General features: G+C 62.9%; 17 protein-coding genes and 2 tRNA genes. 12 read left to right on the forward strand and 7 right to left on the reverse strand.

Annotated features, from left to right (window positions below; all coding sequences use genetic code 11):
* Nucleotides 1-211: 211 nt before the first annotated feature.
* From ACVC5H_RS09510 to ACVC5H_RS09520, 3 genes are all read left to right on the forward strand, one after another.
* The gene (locus ACVC5H_RS09510; RefSeq protein ID WP_489622080.1) at nt 212-523 is read left to right on the forward strand and encodes a hypothetical protein; all 312 of its coding nucleotides are present in this window, start codon (nt 212-214) and stop codon (nt 521-523) included.
* A 312-nt stretch (nt 524-835) separates the two neighbouring features.
* Entirely contained in the window at nt 836-1,504 is a 669-nt protein-coding gene (locus ACVC5H_RS09515) for a DUF2026 family protein (protein WP_489622081.1), read from the forward strand.
* 763 nt (nt 1,505-2,267) lie between these two features.
* Nucleotides 2,268-2,843, forward strand: coding sequence for a hypothetical protein (locus ACVC5H_RS09520; RefSeq protein WP_489622082.1), 576 nt, complete (start codon nt 2,268-2,270; stop codon nt 2,841-2,843).
* A 140-nt stretch (nt 2,844-2,983) separates the two neighbouring features.
* Here ACVC5H_RS09520 and ACVC5H_RS09525 read toward each other — a convergent pair whose 3' ends face one another.
* From ACVC5H_RS09525 to ACVC5H_RS09540, 4 genes are all read right to left on the reverse strand, one after another.
* Nucleotides 2,984-3,751 (reverse strand): DUF3299 domain-containing protein, encoded by a 768-nt coding sequence (locus tag ACVC5H_RS09525; RefSeq protein ID WP_489622083.1) that lies wholly within the window; start codon nt 3,749-3,751, stop codon nt 2,984-2,986.
* A 15-nt stretch (nt 3,752-3,766) separates the two neighbouring features.
* Nucleotides 3,767-5,035 (reverse strand): ABC transporter permease, encoded by a 1,269-nt coding sequence (locus ACVC5H_RS09530; RefSeq protein ID WP_489622084.1) that lies wholly within the window; start codon nt 5,033-5,035, stop codon nt 3,767-3,769.
* Nucleotides 5,032-5,766: an ABC transporter ATP-binding protein gene (locus ACVC5H_RS09535; RefSeq protein WP_489622085.1), complete on the reverse strand. Its 735-nt coding sequence runs from the start codon at nt 5,764-5,766 to the stop codon at nt 5,032-5,034. Before ACVC5H_RS09535 ends, ACVC5H_RS09530 begins: the two co-directional genes overlap by 4 nt.
* Before the next feature lie 122 nt (nt 5,767-5,888).
* Nucleotides 5,889-6,482, reverse strand: a complete 594-nt coding sequence (locus ACVC5H_RS09540) for a DUF2796 domain-containing protein (protein WP_489622086.1) — start codon at nt 6,480-6,482, stop codon at nt 5,889-5,891.
* A gap of 421 nt (nt 6,483-6,903) precedes the next feature.
* Here ACVC5H_RS09540 and ACVC5H_RS09545 point away from each other — a divergent pair, with 421 nt between their 5' ends.
* From ACVC5H_RS09545 to ACVC5H_RS09560, 4 genes are all read left to right on the forward strand, one after another.
* Nucleotides 6,904-7,764: a metal ABC transporter ATP-binding protein gene (locus ACVC5H_RS09545; protein ID WP_489622087.1), complete on the forward strand. Its 861-nt coding sequence runs from the start codon at nt 6,904-6,906 to the stop codon at nt 7,762-7,764.
* The gene (locus tag ACVC5H_RS09550; protein WP_489622088.1) at nt 7,761-8,648 is read left to right on the forward strand and encodes a metal ABC transporter permease; all 888 of its coding nucleotides are present in this window, start codon (nt 7,761-7,763) and stop codon (nt 8,646-8,648) included. Before ACVC5H_RS09545 ends, ACVC5H_RS09550 begins: the two co-directional genes overlap by 4 nt.
* Before the next feature lie 49 nt (nt 8,649-8,697).
* Nucleotides 8,698-9,618, forward strand: coding sequence for a metal ABC transporter substrate-binding protein (locus ACVC5H_RS09555; RefSeq protein ID WP_489622089.1), 921 nt, complete (start codon nt 8,698-8,700; stop codon nt 9,616-9,618).
* Nucleotides 9,619-9,698: 80 nt separating this feature from the next.
* Nucleotides 9,699-10,016 carry a putative quinol monooxygenase gene (locus ACVC5H_RS09560; RefSeq protein ID WP_489622090.1) on the forward strand — a complete coding sequence of 106 codons (318 nt, stop codon included), beginning with the start codon at nt 9,699-9,701 and terminating at the stop codon, nt 10,014-10,016.
* 22 nt (nt 10,017-10,038) lie between these two features.
* Here the strand turns inward: ACVC5H_RS09560 and ACVC5H_RS09565 are convergent, their stop codons facing one another.
* Complete coding sequence (locus ACVC5H_RS09565; protein ID WP_489622091.1) at nt 10,039-10,977, reverse strand: LysR substrate-binding domain-containing protein; 939 nt, start codon at nt 10,975-10,977, stop codon at nt 10,039-10,041.
* 103 nt (nt 10,978-11,080) lie between these two features.
* On the opposite strand from ACVC5H_RS09565, the gene ACVC5H_RS09570 reads away from it, so the two are divergent.
* Both ACVC5H_RS09570 and ACVC5H_RS09575 read left to right on the forward strand, forming a co-directional pair.
* Nucleotides 11,081-11,335: a hypothetical protein gene (locus ACVC5H_RS09570; protein WP_489622092.1), complete on the forward strand. Its 255-nt coding sequence runs from the start codon at nt 11,081-11,083 to the stop codon at nt 11,333-11,335.
* A 442-nt stretch (nt 11,336-11,777) separates the two neighbouring features.
* The gene (locus ACVC5H_RS09575) at nt 11,778-13,787 is read left to right on the forward strand and encodes a methyl-accepting chemotaxis protein (RefSeq protein WP_489622093.1); all 2,010 of its coding nucleotides are present in this window, start codon (nt 11,778-11,780) and stop codon (nt 13,785-13,787) included.
* A 37-nt stretch (nt 13,788-13,824) separates the two neighbouring features.
* Here the strand turns inward: ACVC5H_RS09575 and ACVC5H_RS09580 are convergent, their stop codons facing one another.
* Together ACVC5H_RS09580 and uvrB are read right to left on the reverse strand one after the other, a co-directional pair.
* Nucleotides 13,825-14,625, reverse strand: a complete 801-nt coding sequence (locus ACVC5H_RS09580; protein ID WP_489622094.1) for a uracil-DNA glycosylase family protein — start codon at nt 14,623-14,625, stop codon at nt 13,825-13,827.
* Nucleotides 14,626-14,711: 86 nt separating this feature from the next.
* Complete coding sequence (uvrB, locus tag ACVC5H_RS09585; RefSeq protein WP_489622095.1) at nt 14,712-16,793, reverse strand: excinuclease ABC subunit UvrB; 2,082 nt, start codon at nt 16,791-16,793, stop codon at nt 14,712-14,714.
* A gap of 422 nt (nt 16,794-17,215) precedes the next feature.
* Here uvrB and ACVC5H_RS09590 point away from each other — a divergent pair, with 422 nt between their 5' ends.
* The 3 genes from ACVC5H_RS09590 to ACVC5H_RS09600 all read left to right on the forward strand — a co-directional run bounded on the left by ACVC5H_RS09590 (nt 17,216) and on the right by ACVC5H_RS09600 (nt 18,865).
* A complete protein-coding gene (locus ACVC5H_RS09590) occupies nt 17,216-18,433 on the forward strand; it encodes an amino acid aminotransferase (protein WP_489622096.1) in 1,218 nt (405 codons plus the stop codon).
* Nucleotides 18,434-18,532: 99 nt separating this feature from the next.
* Nucleotides 18,533-18,608, forward strand: a tRNA-Asn gene (locus ACVC5H_RS09595).
* 181 nt (nt 18,609-18,789) lie between these two features.
* A tRNA-Asn gene (locus tag ACVC5H_RS09600) sits at nt 18,790-18,865 on the forward strand.
* Nucleotides 18,866-18,919 lie beyond the last annotated feature (54 nt).

Below are 18,919 nucleotides of genomic sequence, written 5' to 3' on the forward strand. Positions count from 1 at the left end.
CTCCCGGGGCGGCTTCCCAATGTGGGCTTGCTGTTGAGCTAAGAAAGCCGATACCAGGATCAGGAATTCCCCGATGTTCGCAGTCACGTTCGGCCACTACCATGGGAACCAATGAAACACGGTCTGTGCTCCGGACTCCCGACATCACGGTGAAGTCGCCATTGGCACGCAAGACCTTGCCGAAGTAGCTTGCCTTTGCCAGGAGTCAGCCATGCAATTCATCAACGAATCCGTACCGGGTGAGATCACCCTGATGTTCATCAGTTACCTGGTCTTTTGCACCGTGCTGATGTATCTGTTCGTCAAGACCGACAAGGAGTGGGGCAACCTGGAAGTGTCGCTGGACGACATGAGCCAGCGCGACCAGCAGGCGATGGCCTCGGCCATGCGTTATGCGAGCGTGGATGCCGATGAACGCTCGCTGTTCAACAACGGCCTGACCCGGCCGTCCTTGCAACATTGCGCACAGTATCACGACGTCGATTGCACCTGTTTCATGCAGGAGCTGAAAAAGCCGGATTGAATGCCTGGGGGAAAGTGCGGGTGGAGGGGGAAGTAGAGGGGAAGTGAAGCAGCAACATTGCAGGGCACTAGGGGTAGTGCCTGCCGCATCAGCGAGCAGTCGTTGTTGTAGTAGCAGTAGCAGTGCGTAGTAGCAGTAGCAGTTGTTGCAGTAGAAGCAGAGTTGAGCAGTAAATTCTCTTGAGGTGGAACGGCAAGTCGTGAAACCGCTTTTGTTCCAAAGCGCGCGTCACGCAGCGGGAGTGTGCAGTCTGACATTCCCGTGAAGCGGCCTAGCGGCTTGCCCGTTCTTTTCCATGAGAAAATAGCGCCCATGCAAAGCTCACATTCCTCCGCGCAGAACCTGCGCCCATTGATTCCCCTGGCCGATTACCAACGCATCTTCCGCGTCATCCATTCCGTGCTGCATAGCGTGGAAGCCGATATTCCGGCCGCCAGTTTCTTCTTTTCCGTCACTGCCGCCCAGATCCTCAAGAAGTTCTACAAGCGCAACGCCTTCCCCGTGGCCGGCGCAGCCTTCTACCTGATTCGGGAAGATGGCGGCGGCGCGTTGTCCTTCGGCACCCTGGGCGAAGACGGCCAGAGCGTGGCCAGCAACCAGGATGCCTTCCACGCCTGGGTGCAATGCGATGGCTATGCGCTGGACTTCATGGCGCCGCTGTTCCAGGAATTGCTGGTCTCGGCTGGCCATCCGCTGCCGGTGCCGCGCCAGATGTTCCAGAAGGACCTGCAGCGCATGAGCGCGGGTGTGCAGGCGCTGCGCAAGCCGGGGGACTTCTTCCTGGCCTCCAACCTGGAACTCACGCGCGAGCTGCTGCAGCAGTTCATGGCCAAGAAGGCGCTCACCAATCTTTCGCAACTGTGCCTGGAATGGTTCCGCAAGCCGCCCAAGGCGATGCCGGACGATCTGGCCCTGCAAGGCGCCGAGGGCGAAATCTCGCGCATCAAGTTGCAAGCCACCGCCATCGAAGGCGTCTGGTAACACCGTTCTGCAAGTTCTTCAGGGGAAGGTCGTGGAGGCGGACGCCTCCGAGAGGAGGGTGTGCTGGACAGATGTCCAACACACCATGCGATCATGCATATCGGTTGCATGTACCGCACTAGGGTTCCCACTTTAGTGCATCGTTATGACGCCTTCATGACATTTCCTCAACGGGTTTTGCGCGACTGCTTTTTCCTTCATATCCCGGCGCACTGTCATGGTGTGGTCATACCAGGCCACTAGACTTGCGCCTGTCTCCTCTGACTCAGTGCAGATGTTTTGCCTGCGACGCGAGCGCGTCGCAGGCTTTTTTCTCCGGGTCAGCCAGTTTCTCCTTGCAGAATGCTTCATGCTTCACGCCCAGGCCGGACAGTGGCGTCGTAACCCGGCAGGTCGCACACGTGATGGAAGCCGCGGTCCTCCCTTCCCGACAAGCGCAAGCTTGCCGGTGCGCGGCGCGGGGTGCGGCTTCTCCCTTCAGGGCAGGCTCCGTCACCGGGGCCTGCCCATCGCTTTTTCCCCCTCCCTTGTTCCTTTTCTGCCCATCCGCTGCTCTGGCGATGAATCCCGTTTGCAATCAATGACTTGGATCGCTTACCCAAGGCTTTTCCACAGGCTTGCCACCAAAAGATGTGGATATCCGCATGCAGCCAGCCCCGGGCTGCAACGTTGCCTGCGCGCTGACATGAAGTGAAAACTCGTTTGAAATCAATGGTTTGAGCGGCTTGTCCAGTGCTTGTCCACAGGCTTGCCACCAAAAAGTGTGGATATCGTCGCGCCAGGCCAGTGTGGGCGCGGCTTTGCGCCGGATGCGCTGAATGGCCTCAATGCTGCCCTGGTTTGCATCGGAAAGAAAATTCCCTTTGTAATCAAACGTTTGGGTCTATTGCTAAGCCCTTGTCCACAGGCTTGCTCCCAAAAAGTGTGGATATCCTTGCAAAGGCGTCTGGCTACTCGTCTTTTCCGGGTTGCGGCAGCGCAAAAAGAGCTGCCCGGCGGCATTTTGCAGGGTTTTGCGTGCGCCTGTTGCGCTATTGAAAAGTTGTTTGAAATCAACGGCTTGAATGGCTTGTCAAGTGCTTCTCCACAAGCTTGCCACCAGAAAATGTGGATATCGTCCCGCACCATGGCGCGCGTCCGCGTGAGCGAAAGCTGCCCGTTTTTTGCCACCTGGCATGTCGCCGCAGGAAACTCCTTTGGAATCAAGCGCTTGTCCGACTTGCCCAGCGCTTCTCCACAGGCTTGCTCCCAAAAAATGTGGATATCCGGACAAGTTGCGGGGATAAGCTCGCGTGCGGCTGCGCTGAAGCTAGCTGTCCGGCAACCTGCACCGCATTGAAGCGCTGGAGAAAATCTCTGGAAAATCAATGGCTTGAGTGGCTTGTCAAAGCCTTGTCCACAAGCTTGCCCCCGTAAAATGTGGATAAGGCCTGCGGATGGCAGGCCTTGCGAGGGAGGTGGGGAAATTGGGGATAAGCCTCAGCTTTTGTCGGGCGCGGTATAGGGTTCGACGCTGACGGCCTTCATGCTGTAGCTGGAGGCGCCCATGGAGGAATCCGAGCGCTCCACCTTGATCACGCCGCTGATCCAGACCGCATCCATGGTGCGCACGTTCTTGACGGCCTTGGCGCTCTTGACGTGGATGATCTGGTTGGCCGGTGGCGGCGGCACGTGGATGCAGGCGCCGAAGTAGGGCACCAGCAGGAATTCCTTGAGCGCCTCGCCCTCGCGGTCCAGTGACACCACGAAACCGGGCAGGCGCACCGGCTTGCCTTCCATGGAGGGATCGACGGGCGCATCCTTCCAGTATTTCTTGGCCTTCCACAGGGCGGCAGCGGCGCGCGGGTCGTCGTCGCTCAACTGGTCCAGCTGGATGCCCTTGAAGGGCGCCATCGGGTCCCAGTCCTTGGGGATGAGCGACTCCCAGGCGATCTCCTGGAAGCCGTTGACCATCTTGCCCGAGGCCTGGTAAGGCTGGTCGGTGACGGCCGCACTCTGCTGCAGGTGGTCGCCCACCTGGTATTGGCCGCTGGAGGCGTCGGCCACGCCCGGCACGGTGCTGCCACTATTGGCGCGCGCGGTCACGGCCGGCACCGCGCCGGCCAGCGGGCCGCCAGGGGTGGCGGCGGCCGCAGCGGGAACCGGTGCCGGCGCTGCCTGGGCATCGCCATGCGCCAGCAGGCGCACACCCGTGCCCACCAGCAGGCCGGCGGCGACGATGCCGCCCATCCAGTAAAGAGTCTTCATATCAGTGCATCCAGATCAGATTTTTGGCGTCAGACCGTCCGACAGGCTCAGGCGATATGCCCGCCAGGCCGGCAAGAGGCTGGCGACCAGCCCGGCCAGGACGGTCCAGAGCAGCAATTGTAATTCGCCTGCGGCTGGCCACGCCGGTTGCAGCGCGATGCCGAATTGCTGCGCCAGCAGCGGTCCCAGCGCCCAGATCAGCACGCTCAACAGCAACAGGCCCGCCAGCACGCCCGAGAACATCACGCCCAGGCCTTCCACGCACAGCAGCCACAGCACATCCAGCGGACGCGCGCCCACCGAGCGCAGGATTGCCAGCTCGCGCCGCCGCTCGCCCAGGCTGGCCAGGATCGCCGCCACCAGGCCGGCCAGGCCGACCACCACCACCATGCCCGAGACCACCAGCAAGGCATTCTCGCCAATGCCGACCACATCCCACAGCTGGTCCAGCGCCACGCCCGGCAACACGGCCATGAGCGGTTCCTTGTAGCCATCGCCATCGGCAATGGCACGCTGCACGGCAAAGACACGCGCGCGGCTCTTCAGGCCCACCAGCACGGCGGTGATGCTGGTCGGGGTGAGGTCGAATTTCTTCACGAATTCGGCCGGGATATGCACGCCCGGCATCGGTGCGCCGCCTTCCCAGTCGAGGTGGATGGCTTGCATGCCGTCCAGGCCGATGTGCACCGTGCGGTCCACCGGGGTGCCGGTGCGCGCCAGGATGCCGACTACCTTGAAGGGTTTGTCGGCATGCTGGGTCAGTCCCATGCCGCCCATGCCGTGGGCCAGCACGATGGTGTCACCGAGGTGGTAGTGCAGCTTCTCGGCGACGTCCGCGCCCAGGACGGCATCGAAGACGCCGGCAAAGGGCTTGCCTTCGACCAGCTTCAAGGACTGTCCGCTGCCATAGCGGAAGTGGGTGAAATAGTCGCCATTGGTGGCCAGCACCGGGAAGCCGCGGTGCGAATCGCCCAGCGAGATCGGGATGGTCCAGGCCACCGCCGGATCGCGCGCCAGGGTCTGGGCACTATCCCAGCCCATGTTGTTGGTGGCGCCGCCGATGCGGAAGATAGCATACAGCATCAGCTGGATCGGGCTGGTACGGGCGCCGACCACCAGGTCCGTGCCCGAGACCGATTGCGAGAAACCGGCCCGTACTTCATGGCGTACGCGTTCGATGCCCAGCAGCATGGTGGTGGACAGGGCAATGGCCAGCAGCATCAGCCCCAGCGTGAAACGCCGGTTCCAGGCGCTGCGCGCGGCCAGTCGTAACAGCAGCTTCATGCGGCCTCCTCGGGACGGGCGGCTTCGTTGATCTGTTCCAGCGCGATGCGGCGGTCGAAGCGCTCGGCCAGGCGCAGGTCGTGGCTGACGAACACCAGCGCCGCACCACCTTGCGCGCATTCACGCTGCAGCAGGTCGAGGAAGGCTTGCTGGCGGTCGCTGTCCAGCGCGGAAGTCGGTTCATCGGCAACGATGATTTCCGGCCGGCCGATCAGCGAGCGGGCCGCTGCCACGCGCTGCTGCTGGCCGATGGACAGCTGCGTCACGGGGCGCGACCAAAGGCTGGGCGCCAGGTCCAGCGCGGCCAGCAGCGATTGCGCCACGCTCTTCAGATCCGCACCCTGCTGGCCGGCGCGCTCCTTGCGAACCGCCGAGAACTGGCAGGGCAGCAGCACGTTGTCGAGGATGGAGAGATAAGGCAGCAGATTGAACTGCTGGAAGATGAAACCGATGTGATCCACCCGGAAGCGGTCGCGGCGCGCCGCCGAGAGCCTCTGCAAGGGCTGGCCCAGCACCTCCACCTGGCCGGCCTGGGGCACGATGATGCCGCCGATGGCGGCCAGCAGGGTGCTCTTGCCGCTGCCGCTGGGGCCGCTGACGAAGACATGTTCACCAGGGGCGACCTGGAAATGCGGCAAGGCCAGCGCCGGATGCGCCTGGCCGGGCCAGGTGAAGCGCAGATCGCGCATGGCGATGGCGGCGGCCGGGGAAGGGTGTTCAGGAAGAGTCATGACAACGTGAAGGAAAAGCGTAGAAGCGACAGCGGGGGCGATCACTGCCGATCATAGCGCCCCCGGCTGTCATTGCCCTGACTGACCGCCAGGGCAGGCAGCCCTGGCAGCGTTGGGGGGAATCAGTTCAGGGGGATGAGGGCGCTGCCCGGCACCAGCTGCACCGCACCTTGTTTCTTGGGCGTAGCCAGTTGCACGTCGATGCTGTGGAAGCCGGGGAAGGCGGCGAAGAGGCCGCTCACGTCCACCGCAGTGAGCGCACCCGGACTGGCGCAGACCAGCGTGAAGTCGCCATCGAGGTCGGCATGGCCATCATTGGGAGCCGGTTCGCTGCTGGCGGCGCTCTTTTCACCCAGCAGGGCGGGCGTCAGGACAGCCGATTCCAGTTGCACTTCGGCCGGCTTGCACTGGGCGGCGGCATTGGTGGCGAACATGCGGTTGACGTCGCGCAGGTTCTTGACGGCGGCGCGCACGGTGTCCTTGTCCTTGCCGCTGTTGGCGGCATGTTCGAAGCCGACCAGGTTGATCAGCGGGCTATCCAGGTGCAGGGTCAGGGTATTGCCCTCCAGCGCCACGTCCAGCTTGCCTACGCCGTGCACGTGGGCGGGATGGTTGCCATGATGGTCATGGCCCTCATCGGCCGCCAGTGCGGGCAGGCTGGCCAGGGACAGCAGGACGAGCGGAATCAGGGACAAGGACGGACGGAATCGGAACATGGGCGGCTTTCTTGTGCTTGTTGTAAAGGAAATTCAAGGGGGCGGCGGCAAGTCGACAATGCAAAGAGACAGACTGCAAAACAGGTCAGAAGATCTGCCGTCAGTGCGGCATTGTGCCCCGGACACCGGCCGAATTTGCAGCCTTGTTACATTCTGCAACAGGGTTGCATTATAATGCCTGCTTTTCCTGTTTCTGCAACTCGGTTGCGCCAAAGGACAAGCGCTCCCGGTCAGCCCTGCTGGCCGCCTTGTCTGGCTGCCGTATTGCTTCTTCCCGGATGGTCTGCCGTGTCGTTTTTCTCTCGATTCATACTGAAGCAAGGCGTGCTCGCCAGCCCCTGGTGGCAGCGCGTGCTGGCCGTTGCGCCCGTGATCCTGCTGCTGTGGCTGGGCGTGCACTGGGCGCTGGGGGAGGGCTGACATGGATGCTGCCATTTCCCTGGACAACCTGACCGTCAGCTATCGCCGCCATCCGGCCTTGCACCACGTCAACGGCGCTTTTGCGCACGGTTCGCTGACGGCCATCGTCGGCCCCAACGGCGCCGGCAAGAGTACCCTGCTCAAGACCATGCTGGGGCTGGTGCGCTGCAATGACGGGCGCGTGCATACCCACGTGGATGCGCGCCGCATCGCCTACCTGCCGCAGCAGGCCGAGATCGATCGCAGCTTCCCCATCAATGTGCTCGATTGCGTCCTGCTGGGGTACTGGCAGGCCAAGGGCAACTGGGGGGGCATCGACGCGGGCATGCGCCAGCGCGCGGTGCAGGCACTCACTGCGGTCGGGCTGGACGGCTTTGCCGCGCGTCCGGTCTCCAGCCTCTCGGTGGGGCAGTTCCAGCGCGTGCTGTTTGCCCGCATCCTGCTGCAGGATGCCGAGGTGATCCTGCTCGATGAACCTTTCAATGCCATCGATGCCCGCACCACCGGCGACCTCTTGCGCATCATCTCCGCCTGGCATGCCGAGCGCCGTACCGTGATCGCGGTGCTGCACGACCATGACCAGGTGCGCCGCGCCTTCCCGCAGACCTTGCTGCTGGCGCGCAATGTGGTGGCCTGGGGCGACACTGCCGAAGTGATGTGCGACGAAAACCTGCAACGCGCCCGCGCCATGGCCGAGGCCGTCGATGAGCACGCCGGGGTATGCGAGGTGAGCGAGGCGGAGGTGCTGGCGCTGTCCCGCACTCACGCACATGAGCACGACCATCCGCACGGCCATGCGCACGATCATTCACATGGGCATGTTTCCACGCCTGGTTCCTCCACCCCGGGAGGCCAGTCATGAGCGTGTTCTCGACCTTGCAGACGCTGGCGATTTCCCCGTTTCTGGAATTTTCCTTCATGCGCCGTGCCCTCGTGGCTGCCCTGGCCCTGGCGCTGGGCAGCGCGCCCCTGGGCGTGCTGCTGACCCTGCGCCGCATGAGCCTGTTCGGCGAGGCGTTGAGCCACGCCGTGCTGCCGGGGGTGGCGGTGGGCTTCATCTTCTTCGGGCTGTCGCTGCCGGCGCTGTCCATCGGCGGTTTTGCTGCGGGCGTGCTGGTGGTGGCGGTGGCCGGCTGGATCAGCCGCCATACCGAACTCAAGGAAGATGCCAGCCTGGCCGCCATCTACGTGGTGGCCCTGGCACTGGGCGTGATCCTGATTTCGCGCCACGGCACCCAGCTCGATCTGCTGCATATCCTCTTCGGCAATGTGCTGGGTGTGGACAGCGAAGGCCTGGTACTGATTGCCGGCGTGGCCAGTGCCAGCGTGCTGGGCATCGCCGCGCTCTATCGCGGGCTGCTGCTGGAGAGCTTCGATCCATCCTACATGGCCGTGGGCGGCGGACGCAGCGGCGGGGCGATCTACCAGCAGGTGTTCCTGATGCTGGTGGTGATGAACCTGGTGGCGTCCTTCCAGACCCTGGGCACGCTGATGGCGGTGGGCCTGATGATGCTGCCGGCGGTCTCGGCACGGCTGTGGCACGACACCTTGCCGGCGCAGCTGTGCAACAGCGTGCTGCAGGCGGCGCTGGCGGGGTATGCCGGCCTGCTCATTTCGTATTACGCCTCGGTGCCTTCCGGCCCGGTCATCATCGTCTGTGCCGGCGTGCTGTATGCCGCCTCGCTGCTGTTCGCCCCGCGCGGCTGGCTACCGCGCCTGTTGCGGCGGCCGCATCTGCAGGCCTGATACGAGGCTTTCTTCCGTTTTTCTGTTTTTTGTTTCTTCCGGAGTTTTCATGAAACTGTTTCGTCCTCTCTCTGCGCTGCTGGCCGCCCTGGTCCTGGCAGCGAGCCTGCCGGCGGCTGCCGCCGAGCGCATCCCGGTGCTGGCCAGCTTCAGCATTTTGGGTGACGTGGTGGCCAATGTCGGCGGCGACCGCATCGCCGTCTCCACCCTGGTCGGCCCGGATGAAGATGCCCACGTCTTCCAGCCGGCCCCGGACGACATCAAGGCCGTCTCGCGCGCCAGGCTGATCGTGGTCAATGGCCTCGGTTTCGAAGGCTGGATGGAGCGCCTGGCGCAGTCGGCCAATTACCACGGCCCCATCGTGGTGGCTTCGGCCGGCATCCAGGCGCGTGAGCGCGTGGGTGAGGAAGAAGAGGGCCATGGCCACGAGCACCACAGCAAGGATGATCCGCATGCCTGGCAGGATCCGCAGAACGTGATCGTCTACACCCGCAACATCGTCACTGCCCTGGCCAAGCTGGACCCGGCCGGTGCCGCGGTCTACCGCAAGAACGGCGAGGCTTACATCGCCAAGCTGCAGGACCTGGATGCCTGGGCCGCGCGCCAGTTCGCGCAGATTCCCGATGCCAAGCGCAAGGTCATCACTTCGCATGACGCTTTCGAATACTTTGGCGCGCGCTACAAGGTGCGTTTCCTGGCCGCGCAGGGCGTGTCCACCGACAGCGAACCCAGCGCCCGTGACATCGCCGCCCTGATCCGCCAGATCCGCAGCGAAAAGATCAAGGCCCTGTTCTTCGAGAACATGAGCAACCCCAAGCTGCTGCAGCAGATCGCCCGCGAATCGGGCACGGCGGCCGGTGGCAAGCTGTATGCCGATGCGCTCTCCAAGGCCGATGGCCCGGCGGCGGACTACCTCTCGCTGATGCGCTACAACATCACGCAATTGCTGGAAAAGATCCGTCTCAACTGAGGCTGCGCAAATCGCGTATGCTGGTGGCCCCGCGCCGCTGCCTTGGCGGCGCCAGTCATCTTGCTCAGGAGAATCCCCGCATGAGTATCGTCACCGTCGTCGCCATCATCACCGCCAAGCCCGGCAAGCGTGAAGAACTGCTGGCCATCGCCCGCGCCAACCTGGCCGCCGTGCGCGCCGAAGCAGGCTGCATCGAATATGGCCTGGTGACGGACGTCGAAGGCTTCGGCCCCAACCAGGCGCCGCTGGGCCCGGATACCTTCGCCTTCGTCGAGAAATGGAAGGATGAAGAGGCGCTGCGCCTGCACTTCACCCTGCCGCACATGACCGACTACCGCGAGAAGTCCAAGGACCTCATCGCTGACCGCAAGGTCCACGTGCTCAAGTCGGCGGACTAAACCCTCTATCCCCGGCTCGGTTTCAATACTCGCCGGGGAAGTCTGCTGGCCAGGTCCGCTGCGGATCGAAGGACGAGGCCTGGCCCATCTGCTTCAACCACGTGATGAAGGTCTTCAGCGCCGGATTGGTGTCGGCGTTGCTGCGATAGAGCATGTGGTATCCCTCCCCATGCAGCACGATCTCCGGAAACAGCCGCACCAGCCGGCCGGCCGCCAGATCGTCATCCACCAGCGCCAGCGTGCCCATGCCCACGCCCTGGTCGGTCGCTGCGGCCTGCAGGCTCAGGAAGGAATGTTCATATACCGTCCCCGGCATCTTGCGCCGCACCGCCACCCCCGCCTTGCCCAGCCACTGCGACCACGCCGATGAACGGCTGGAGAGATGGATCAGCGGCACCTCCACGAAATCTCGCGGCACCCGGATCGGGTGCGTCTCCAGGAAGTGCGGCGAGGCCAGCGGTACCGAGACGTCATCCAGGAAGCGCGCGCACTCGTAACCGCTGCGCTCCAGCGGGCTGCGCCAGATGATGACGTCGAAAGGATCCTTCACATCCTCGAAATACTCCGACATGGTGGTGGTCACCCGTACCTCGATGCGCGGGTTGTCGATCTGGAACTGCGACAGGCGCGGGATCAGCCAGCGCATCGCCACCGAGGGCGCGGCAATCAGGCGCACCACGCGGCTCTTGCCGGCCAGCGACAACTGCTCGGCCGCCAGCGCGATGCGGTCCAGGCTGGCCTTGACCTCGGCATAGAAGGTCAGCGCGGCTTCCGTGGGTTCCACGCCACGCGACTGGCGTAAAAACAACGGTTGTTCGAAATACTCTTCCAGCGATTTGATCTGCTGGCTGACTGCGCTGTGGGTGATGAAAAGTTCATGCGCCGCCAGCGTCAGACTCCGCGTCCGGACTGCCGCTTCGAACACTTTGAGGGACTTCAGCGGGGGCAGGGAAGAAGACATGCTGTAAGAAAAACTTATAGTGGTGACGGAAAATGTTGCTTTGCAAAAGCCAGGGGCGACCTTATTCTTCAATCACCCAAACGACAAACAGAAGGAGTTCATCGTGAACAACGTCAGTATATTGGCAAAAGATGCCGGTTTTTCTAACAATTTGCGCTCGCTGGTCGAGCTGGTGAAGTTTGCTGTCCAGCAAGTCATCGCCGCCCATGCCTTGAAGCCCGTGCGCAACGATGCAAGTGAACTGAATGACGCGGCCGACTTCGACGGCGTGACCGACCACTTCGAGATGGAAGTGCGCCTGCGCCAGCTGGACCATAGCCACCTGCAAGCCGTCTGGAAGCTGCAATCGCAGATCTGAGCGTCATCGCGGCAAGCTTCATGTCAGTACCGCAGTAGCTGAAGTATCAGTAGGACCAGCAGGACCAGGCCCGATGCGCCTGATGAACGATGACGAAGAGACCGGCTCCGCCAGCCCGGGGCCGCAGCAGGCAGCCAGCAGTCGCCCACAGAGGCAGACCGTGCCGCGCCAGCATCACCCGGCTTGATCCAGCAGTATCCGCAACGGCGGCCCCCCTGGCCGACAGCGCCCCCAACATGGTCAGGCGCACGCTGCGCAGAGATTCCCCCATCCCCGCCTTTGCGGGGATTTGTCGTTTACGCTCCACAGCAACCTTACTTTACAAAGATGACATCGTGCGGTGACACAGCGCTGCTACATTCCCCACGGGGAGAGGCTTGCGTTGCTGTTCATGCAAGCCCCAAAGTATCTGCAGTATTTGTATCTTCAAGGGGAGTTCACCATGCTGTCTTCACTTCGTGCCCGTCTGATCGTCCTTTGCGTGCTGATCGTCGCGGTGGCCATGATCGTCCTCAGTGGCGCCAATATCTACACCGTGCGCAGCGATACGCTGCAAGCCATTTCCAGCCAGACGCGCCAGCTGACCGAAAGCCACGCCGCCAATATCAGTGAATGGGTGCGCAGCAAGCGGGTCATCACCGGGGCCATGAGGCAGGCGCTGACACAAAGCGATGTGCTACCCATCGTGGGAGCGGCCAAGGAGGCCGGTTCCTTCGATGATGCCTATATCGGTTATCCCGACAAGCGCATGCTGGCCCTGCACCCGATGCCGGCCGGCTACGATCCGACCGCCCGGCCCTGGTACAAGCAGGCGGTGCAGGAGGGCAAGCCGATCCTGACCGCACCTTATGTGGATGCCACCACCGGCAAGCTGGTGGTGACCTTTGCCGAGCCGGTGTCCGACAAGGGCAATCTGCTGGCCGTGCTGGGGTCCGACGTGCAACTGGACAACGTGGTGCGCACCGTGGCTGGCATCAAGCCCACGCCGTCCAGCTTTGCCTTCATCGTCGGCAAGGATGGGCTCATCATCACGCATCCCAACAAGGAGCTGGCCTTGAAACCGGTCTCGGCGCTGGACCAGAACCTGTCGGCCGCCTCGCTGTCCGGAATGACGCAGGGCGGGCGCGCCACCATCGGCGGCGTCTCTTACCTGCTCTTTACCCAGCCTATCGACAACACCGACTGGTCGCTGGTGGTGGCGCTGGATTACCGTGAAGCCACCCACGCCATCGGCGCCCTGATGGCGCTGGCGGCGGTACTGGCCTTGGTGGCCATCGTGGCGGCGGCACTGCTGCTGAGCTACACCATCACGCGTCTGTTGCGGCGCCTGGGGATCGTGCGCAATGCCATGGAAGAAATCGCCTCGGGCGACGGCGACCTCACGCGCCGGCTCGATACCAGCGGCACGGATGAACTGGCGCAGATCTCGCGCGCCTTCAATCATTTTGCCGACAAGATCTCGCGCACCTTGCTCGATATCCGGCGCGCCAGCGAGTCTGTGAAGGTTTCTTCCACTGAAATCGCCAGCGGCAACATGGACCTGTCCGCACGCACCGAGCAGCAGGCAGGTTCGCTGGAAGAGACGGCCTCGGCCATGGAAGAACTGACCTCCACGGTGAAGCAAAACGCCGATAACGCGCGCCAGGCCAACCAGCTGGCCGTGTCGGCCTCGGAGGTGGCCGTGCACGGCGGCACGGTGGTGGGGCAGGTGGTCGCCACCATGAGCTCCATCAACGAATCCTCGCGCAAGATCGTCGACATCATCAGCGTGATCGATGGCATTGCCTTCCAGACCAATATCCTGGCGCTCAACGCCGCCGTGGAAGCCGCGCGGGCCGGCGAGCAGGGGCGCGGGTTTGCAGTGGTGGCCTCGGAAGTGCGTTCGCTGGCGCAGCGCTCGGCGACGGCCGCCAAGGAAATCAAGCTGTTGATCGATGATTCGGTCCACAAGGTGGAAGCCGGTAGCCAGCTGGTGGCCCAGGCGGGATCGACCATGGATGAAGTGGTCTCCAGCGTGCGCCGGGTGACCGATATCGTGGGCGAGATCAGTTCGGCCAGCCAGGAACAGAGCGCTGGCATCACCGAAGTGGGCAATGCCGTCACGCTGATGGATAACGCCACCCAGCAGAATGCGGCCCTGGTGGAACAGGCTGCGGCGGCGGCCAAGTCCTTGCAGGAGCAGGCGGCGCACCTGGCGGCCGTGGTGGCCGGGTTCAAGCTGGATGAAAGTGGCGCTGCCGCGCCGCAGAAAGCGTCACCGGCCCCCGCTCCCCGGCAGGCAGCGAACCAGGCCGCGCCCCAGCCTGCCCGGCCCGTTCCCGCAGCGGCCCCGGTCAACATCACGCCCAAGCCCGCTGCCCTGAAGGCCAAGCCCGCCAACAAGCCGGCCTTGCCAGCCGAGCCCAAGGCACCCGCCAAGAGCAGCGGTGGCGACGACTGGGAAGAGTTCTGATCCGGGCCGTTCGTATAGCGCGCTGAAGCGGGCCGGATCAGGCCCGCTTCTTCAGCAGGTGCATGGCACCGAAGAGTTGCTGCATGCCACTGTGCTCGATGAAGCTGAGGTTGTAGGGGTGCTCGGCCACGGCGCGCGGAAATTGCGTGACCAGCGGCAGGCTGTGCAGTTGTTCGGCGATCTTGCCCCACAGGACGAGCGTGGGCAGTGGCGTGTGACACGTCTGGCCATGCCCGGCCAGGGCACGCAGGATGGTCTCGAAGAAGGGTTTCCACGCGCGGGCGTCCTTGACCGGCGGCACGTGCGCGCGGAAGACCAGGCTGGCATTGAGCAGCAGGAAACCCTGCGCCGTCAGGTTGTCCTGCAGATCGGCCAGGGTCTGGATCGTGCCTTGCACGTCCGCCTGGGCTCGGGCCGCGATACCTGCCAGCGCATCGCCGCTGGTCTGGCCAGCCTGCAGAGCGCCATCGGCCACCAGCAGCATCTTCATGAAATTGCGCAGGGAGGTGGCGCGATTGACCTGCTTGGACAAGCCCTTCTCCGACCATAGCGAGCCCACCGCCCCATCCATGAAGCACACGCCCGTGGCGCTGGCTGCACGCGGGTAGGGGCCTTCGCCCACCAGTACGTAGCGCACATGGTCCATCGGCTGCCTGAATGCGGCGAACAGGCGGCCTTCGGTGGGCAGGTAGTCATCCTGGGCAAGGGCGGGGAGATAGGCCGGATCGGCTTGGGCGATGGCCTCCAGGCCCGCGCGCAGGGCGGCATGCCAGGAGGGGTGGGTAGTCTGGATCAGGTCCAGCAGGACGGCAGGGAGGGCGGTGGAAGCGGTGGACATGAAAAGGGAGGCGAACGGCCGTAGCAACAAAATGGCGGCATTGTATACCGCCCGGCCTCCCCGCCGAGGTGGTGATCAGTTGGCCGTCAGGCCACCGCCGTATCGCTGCCCGGCGCGCCGAACAGTTGCTGCTTCAACAGATGCAGTTGGTCGCGCGCAGCGGCGGCCTTTTCGAACTCCAGGTTCTTGGCATGTTCCTGCATCTGTTTCTCCAGGCGCTTGATCTCCTTGCTGATCTGCTTCTCGCTCATGGATTCGTAGTTGCGCTTCTCTTCGGCCACCATCAGTTCGGTCCGCGCCTGGGCCGGGTTGAAGACGCCATCGATCAGCTCGCGGATTTCCTTCTTGATGCCGGTCGGCACGATGCCGTTGGCTTCGTTGAAGGCCATCTGCCTGGCACGGCGGCGCTCAGTCTCGGTGATGGCCTTGTGCATGGAATCGGTCACCACGTCGCCATAAAGGATGGCCATGCCGTTGAGGTTACGGGCGGCCCGGCCGATGGTCTGGATCAGGCTGCGCTCGGAACGCAGGAAGCCTTCCTTGTCCGCATCCAGGATCGCTACCAGCGAGACTTCGGGAATGTCCAGACCCTCGCGCAGCAGGTTGATGCCGACCACCACGTCGAAGGTGCCCAGGCGCAGGTCGCGGATGATTTCCACGCGCTCGACGGTATCGATGTCGCTGTGCAGGTAGCGCACCTTGATGCCATTGTCGGAGAGGAATTCGGTCAGTTGCTCGGCCATGCGCTTGGTCAGCGTGGTCACCAGCACGCGCTCGTCCTTGGCGATGCGGTCGTTGATCTCCTGCATCAGGTCGTCCACCTGCGTGGTGGCCGGGCGCACCGCAATGATGGGGTCGACCAGGCCGGTCGGGCGCACCACCTGTTCCACCACCTGGTCGGCGTGGGTGTTTTCATAGTCGGCCGGGGTGGCCGAGACGAAGATGGTCTGGCGCATCTTCTTCTCGAATTCCTCGAACTTCAGCGGCCGGTTGTCCAGCGCCGAGGGCAGCCGGAAACCGTAGTCCACCAGGTTCACCTTGCGCGCGCGGTCGCCGTTGTACATGCCGTTCAACTGGCCGATCAGCACGTGCGATTCATCCAGGAACATCACTGCATCCCTGGGCAGGTAATCCACCAGCGTTGGCGGCGGATCGCCCGGCTTGGCGCCGGAGAGATGGCGCGAGTAGTTCTCGATGCCCTTGGTGAAGCCGATCTCGGTCATCATCTCGATGTCGAAGCGGGTGCGCTGTTCCAGCCGCTGTTCTTCGATCAGCTTGTTTTCCTTGCGGAAGAATTCCAGGCGCTCGGCCAACTCTTCCTTGATGGTCTCGATGGCGCGCAGCACGGTGGAGCGCGGCGTCACATAGTGCGAACCGGGGTAGATGGTGAAGCGCGGGATCTTCTGGCGCACGCGGCCGGTGAGCGGGTCGAACAGTTGCAGGCTGTCGATCTCGTCATCAAAGGTTTCGATGCGCACGGCCAGTTCAGCGTGTTCGGCCGGGAAGACGTCGATGGTATCGCCACGCACGCGGAAGGTGCCGCGTCCGAAGTCCACTTCGTTGCGGGTGTACTGCATCTGAATCAGGCGGGCGATGACGTCGCGCTGCGAGACCTTGTCCTTGGCGCGCAGGGTCAGGATCATCTGGTGGTATTCGTTGGGGTTACCGATACCGTAGATGGCCGAGACGGTCGCCACGATCACCACATCGCGCCGTTCCATCAATGACTTGGTGCAGGACAGTCGCATCTGCTCGATGTGTTCGTTGATCGAAGAATCCTTCTCGATGAACAGGTCGCGCTGGGGCACGTAGGCTTCCGGCTGGTAGTAGTCGTAGTAGCTGACGAAGTATTCCACGGCATTGTGCGGGAAGAATTCGCGGAATTCGCTGTAGAGCTGCGCCGCCAGCGTCTTGTTGGGGGCGAACACGATGGCCGGGCGGCCCAGGCGGGCAATCGTGTTGGCCATGGTGTAGGTCTTGCCCGAGCCGGTCACGCCCAAGAGCGTCTGGTAGAACAGGCCGTCGTTGACGCCTTCGACCAGCTTGTCGATGGCCGCGGGCTGGTCGCCCGCCGGCGGGAAGACCTGGTAGAGCTTGAAGGGCGAGTCAGGGAAGGTGACGAACTTGCTCTCGTCCAGCTCGGTATTGATGGGGGTCAGTTCAGCCATGGTCTGGGTTGCCTTTGTCGCGCGGGTTCCGGTGAGCCGCCACGGTGCAGGAAGAACCGGCAACGCCCGCAAGCGGGGCGTTGCACACAGGCAAGGTGGTGGCGTGAATATTCATCAAATGCTGCCAGGATATGTAAGTTCAAGACGCAATCGACGAGCCCGTGCCCTGTAAAACCGGACGCAAAGCAGCGTCAGCAGCCAGCTCATCCACGGGGGAGGGCGGCTCGGCCGGGGGGCGGGTTATGTCGATTGGACATGGCTCCATGCAGATTCAGCAGGCAATTGGGCCTGTCTGTGTCTGTGATTGGCCATCCACATTTGTTAGAATGCAGTGTTGCAAAAAGGTGCACACCCGATTCTCTCCATGTGCATCCATTTCCTTCTGCAGCGCTTTGTTGCAGCTAACTTTTCATGTTATCACGATGAACGCACCTGTCTCCGCCTCCCTGTTTTCCGCCATCGAAATGGCGCCGCGCGACCCCATCCTGGGCGTGACCGAAGCCTACAACGCCGACCAGAACCCGGCCAAGACCAACCTGGGCGTGGGCGTGTACTACGACGACAACGGCAAGGTCCCCCTGCTGGAATGCGTGAAGAAAGCCGAGGCGGAACTGGCGGCCAAGCTGGCCCCGCGCACCTACCTGCCCATCGATGGCCTGGCCACCTATGACCGCGCCGTGCAGGAACTGGTGTTCGGCGCCGGCAGCGCCGTGGTGACCGAAAAGCGTGCCATCACCGTGCAAGCCCTGGGCGGCACCGGTGCGCTCAAGCTGGGTGCCGACTTCCTGAAGCATTTCTCGCCGGCCGGCACCGAAGTCTGGATCAGCGACCCGAGCTGGGAAAACCACCGCGCCCTGTTCGAAATGGCCGGTTTCAAGGTCAACGCCTATCCCTACTATGATCCGGCCACCCGTGGCGTGAACTTCGCCGGCATGCTGGAGGCGCTCAAGTCCATGAAGACCGGCTCGGTCGTGCTGCTGCACGCCTGCTGCCACAACCCGACCGGTGCCGACTTGACCGACGACCAGTGGACCCAGGTCATCGAAGTAGTCACCTCGCGCGGCCTGGTGCCCTTCCTGGATATGGCTTACCAGGGCTTTGGCGACGGCATCGCCGAAGACGGCCAGGTGGTGCGCCGCTTCGCCGAAGCCGGTGGCCCGCTGTTCGTGTCGAACTCCTTCTCCAAGTCCTTCTCGCTGTATGGCGAACGCGTGGGCGCACTGTCCATCGCTGCCGCCAGCGCTGAAGAAGCTGCCCGCGTGCTGTCGCAATTGAAGCGCGTGGTCCGCACCAACTACTCCAACCCGCCGATCCATGGTGGCCAGGTGGTCGCCACTGCCCTGGCGTCGCCCGAACTGCGCAAGTTGTGGGAAGACGAACTGGCCGAGATGCGCGTACGCATCCGCGAAATGCGTCAACTGCTGGTGGCCAAGCTGAAGGAAAAGGCGCCCGGCCATGACTTCGATTTCGTCATCAAGCAGCGCGGCATGTTCTCCTACTCCGGCCTGACCAAGGCCCAGGTGGAACGCCTGCGCAACGAGTTCTCGATCTACGCCGTCGACACCGGCCGCATCTGCGTGGCTGCGCTCAATACCAAGAACATCGACGTGGTGGTCGCCGCCATTGCCAAGGTGCTGTAAGGGCTGCGGGAGGGACTTTCTCCTATGAGAGAAGTCCCTTTCCCTGAAAAAAGTTTTGACATGAAATAAAAATCACGTCATAATCTTTTTCTCAGCTGTTCCCTGATAGCTCAGTCGGTAGAGCGACGGACTGTTAATCCGCAGGTCCCTGGTTCGAGTCCAGGTCGGGGAGCCAAAGAATGCGAAGGCCTCGCAAGTGATTGCGGGGCCTTTTCAATTAGTGTGAGGCTGGTTGTTTCAGGTCTCGCGCAAGGGCGGCAGGGCTATGCCGCCACGATGCAGAACGATGTAAAAAATTTTCGTTTTCCTCTCTGGTAAATCTGAAAAAAATCGTTCATAATCGCGCCCTCAATTGATCCCTGATAGCTCAGTCGGTAGAGCGACGGACTGTTAATCCGCAGGTCCCTGGTTCGAGTCCAGGTCGGGGAGCCAGAATACGAAAGCCTCGCAAGTTTCTTGCGGGGCTTTTTTGTTTTTGGCCTCCGC

The organism is Herbaspirillum sp. Her3, assembly GCF_057961275.1.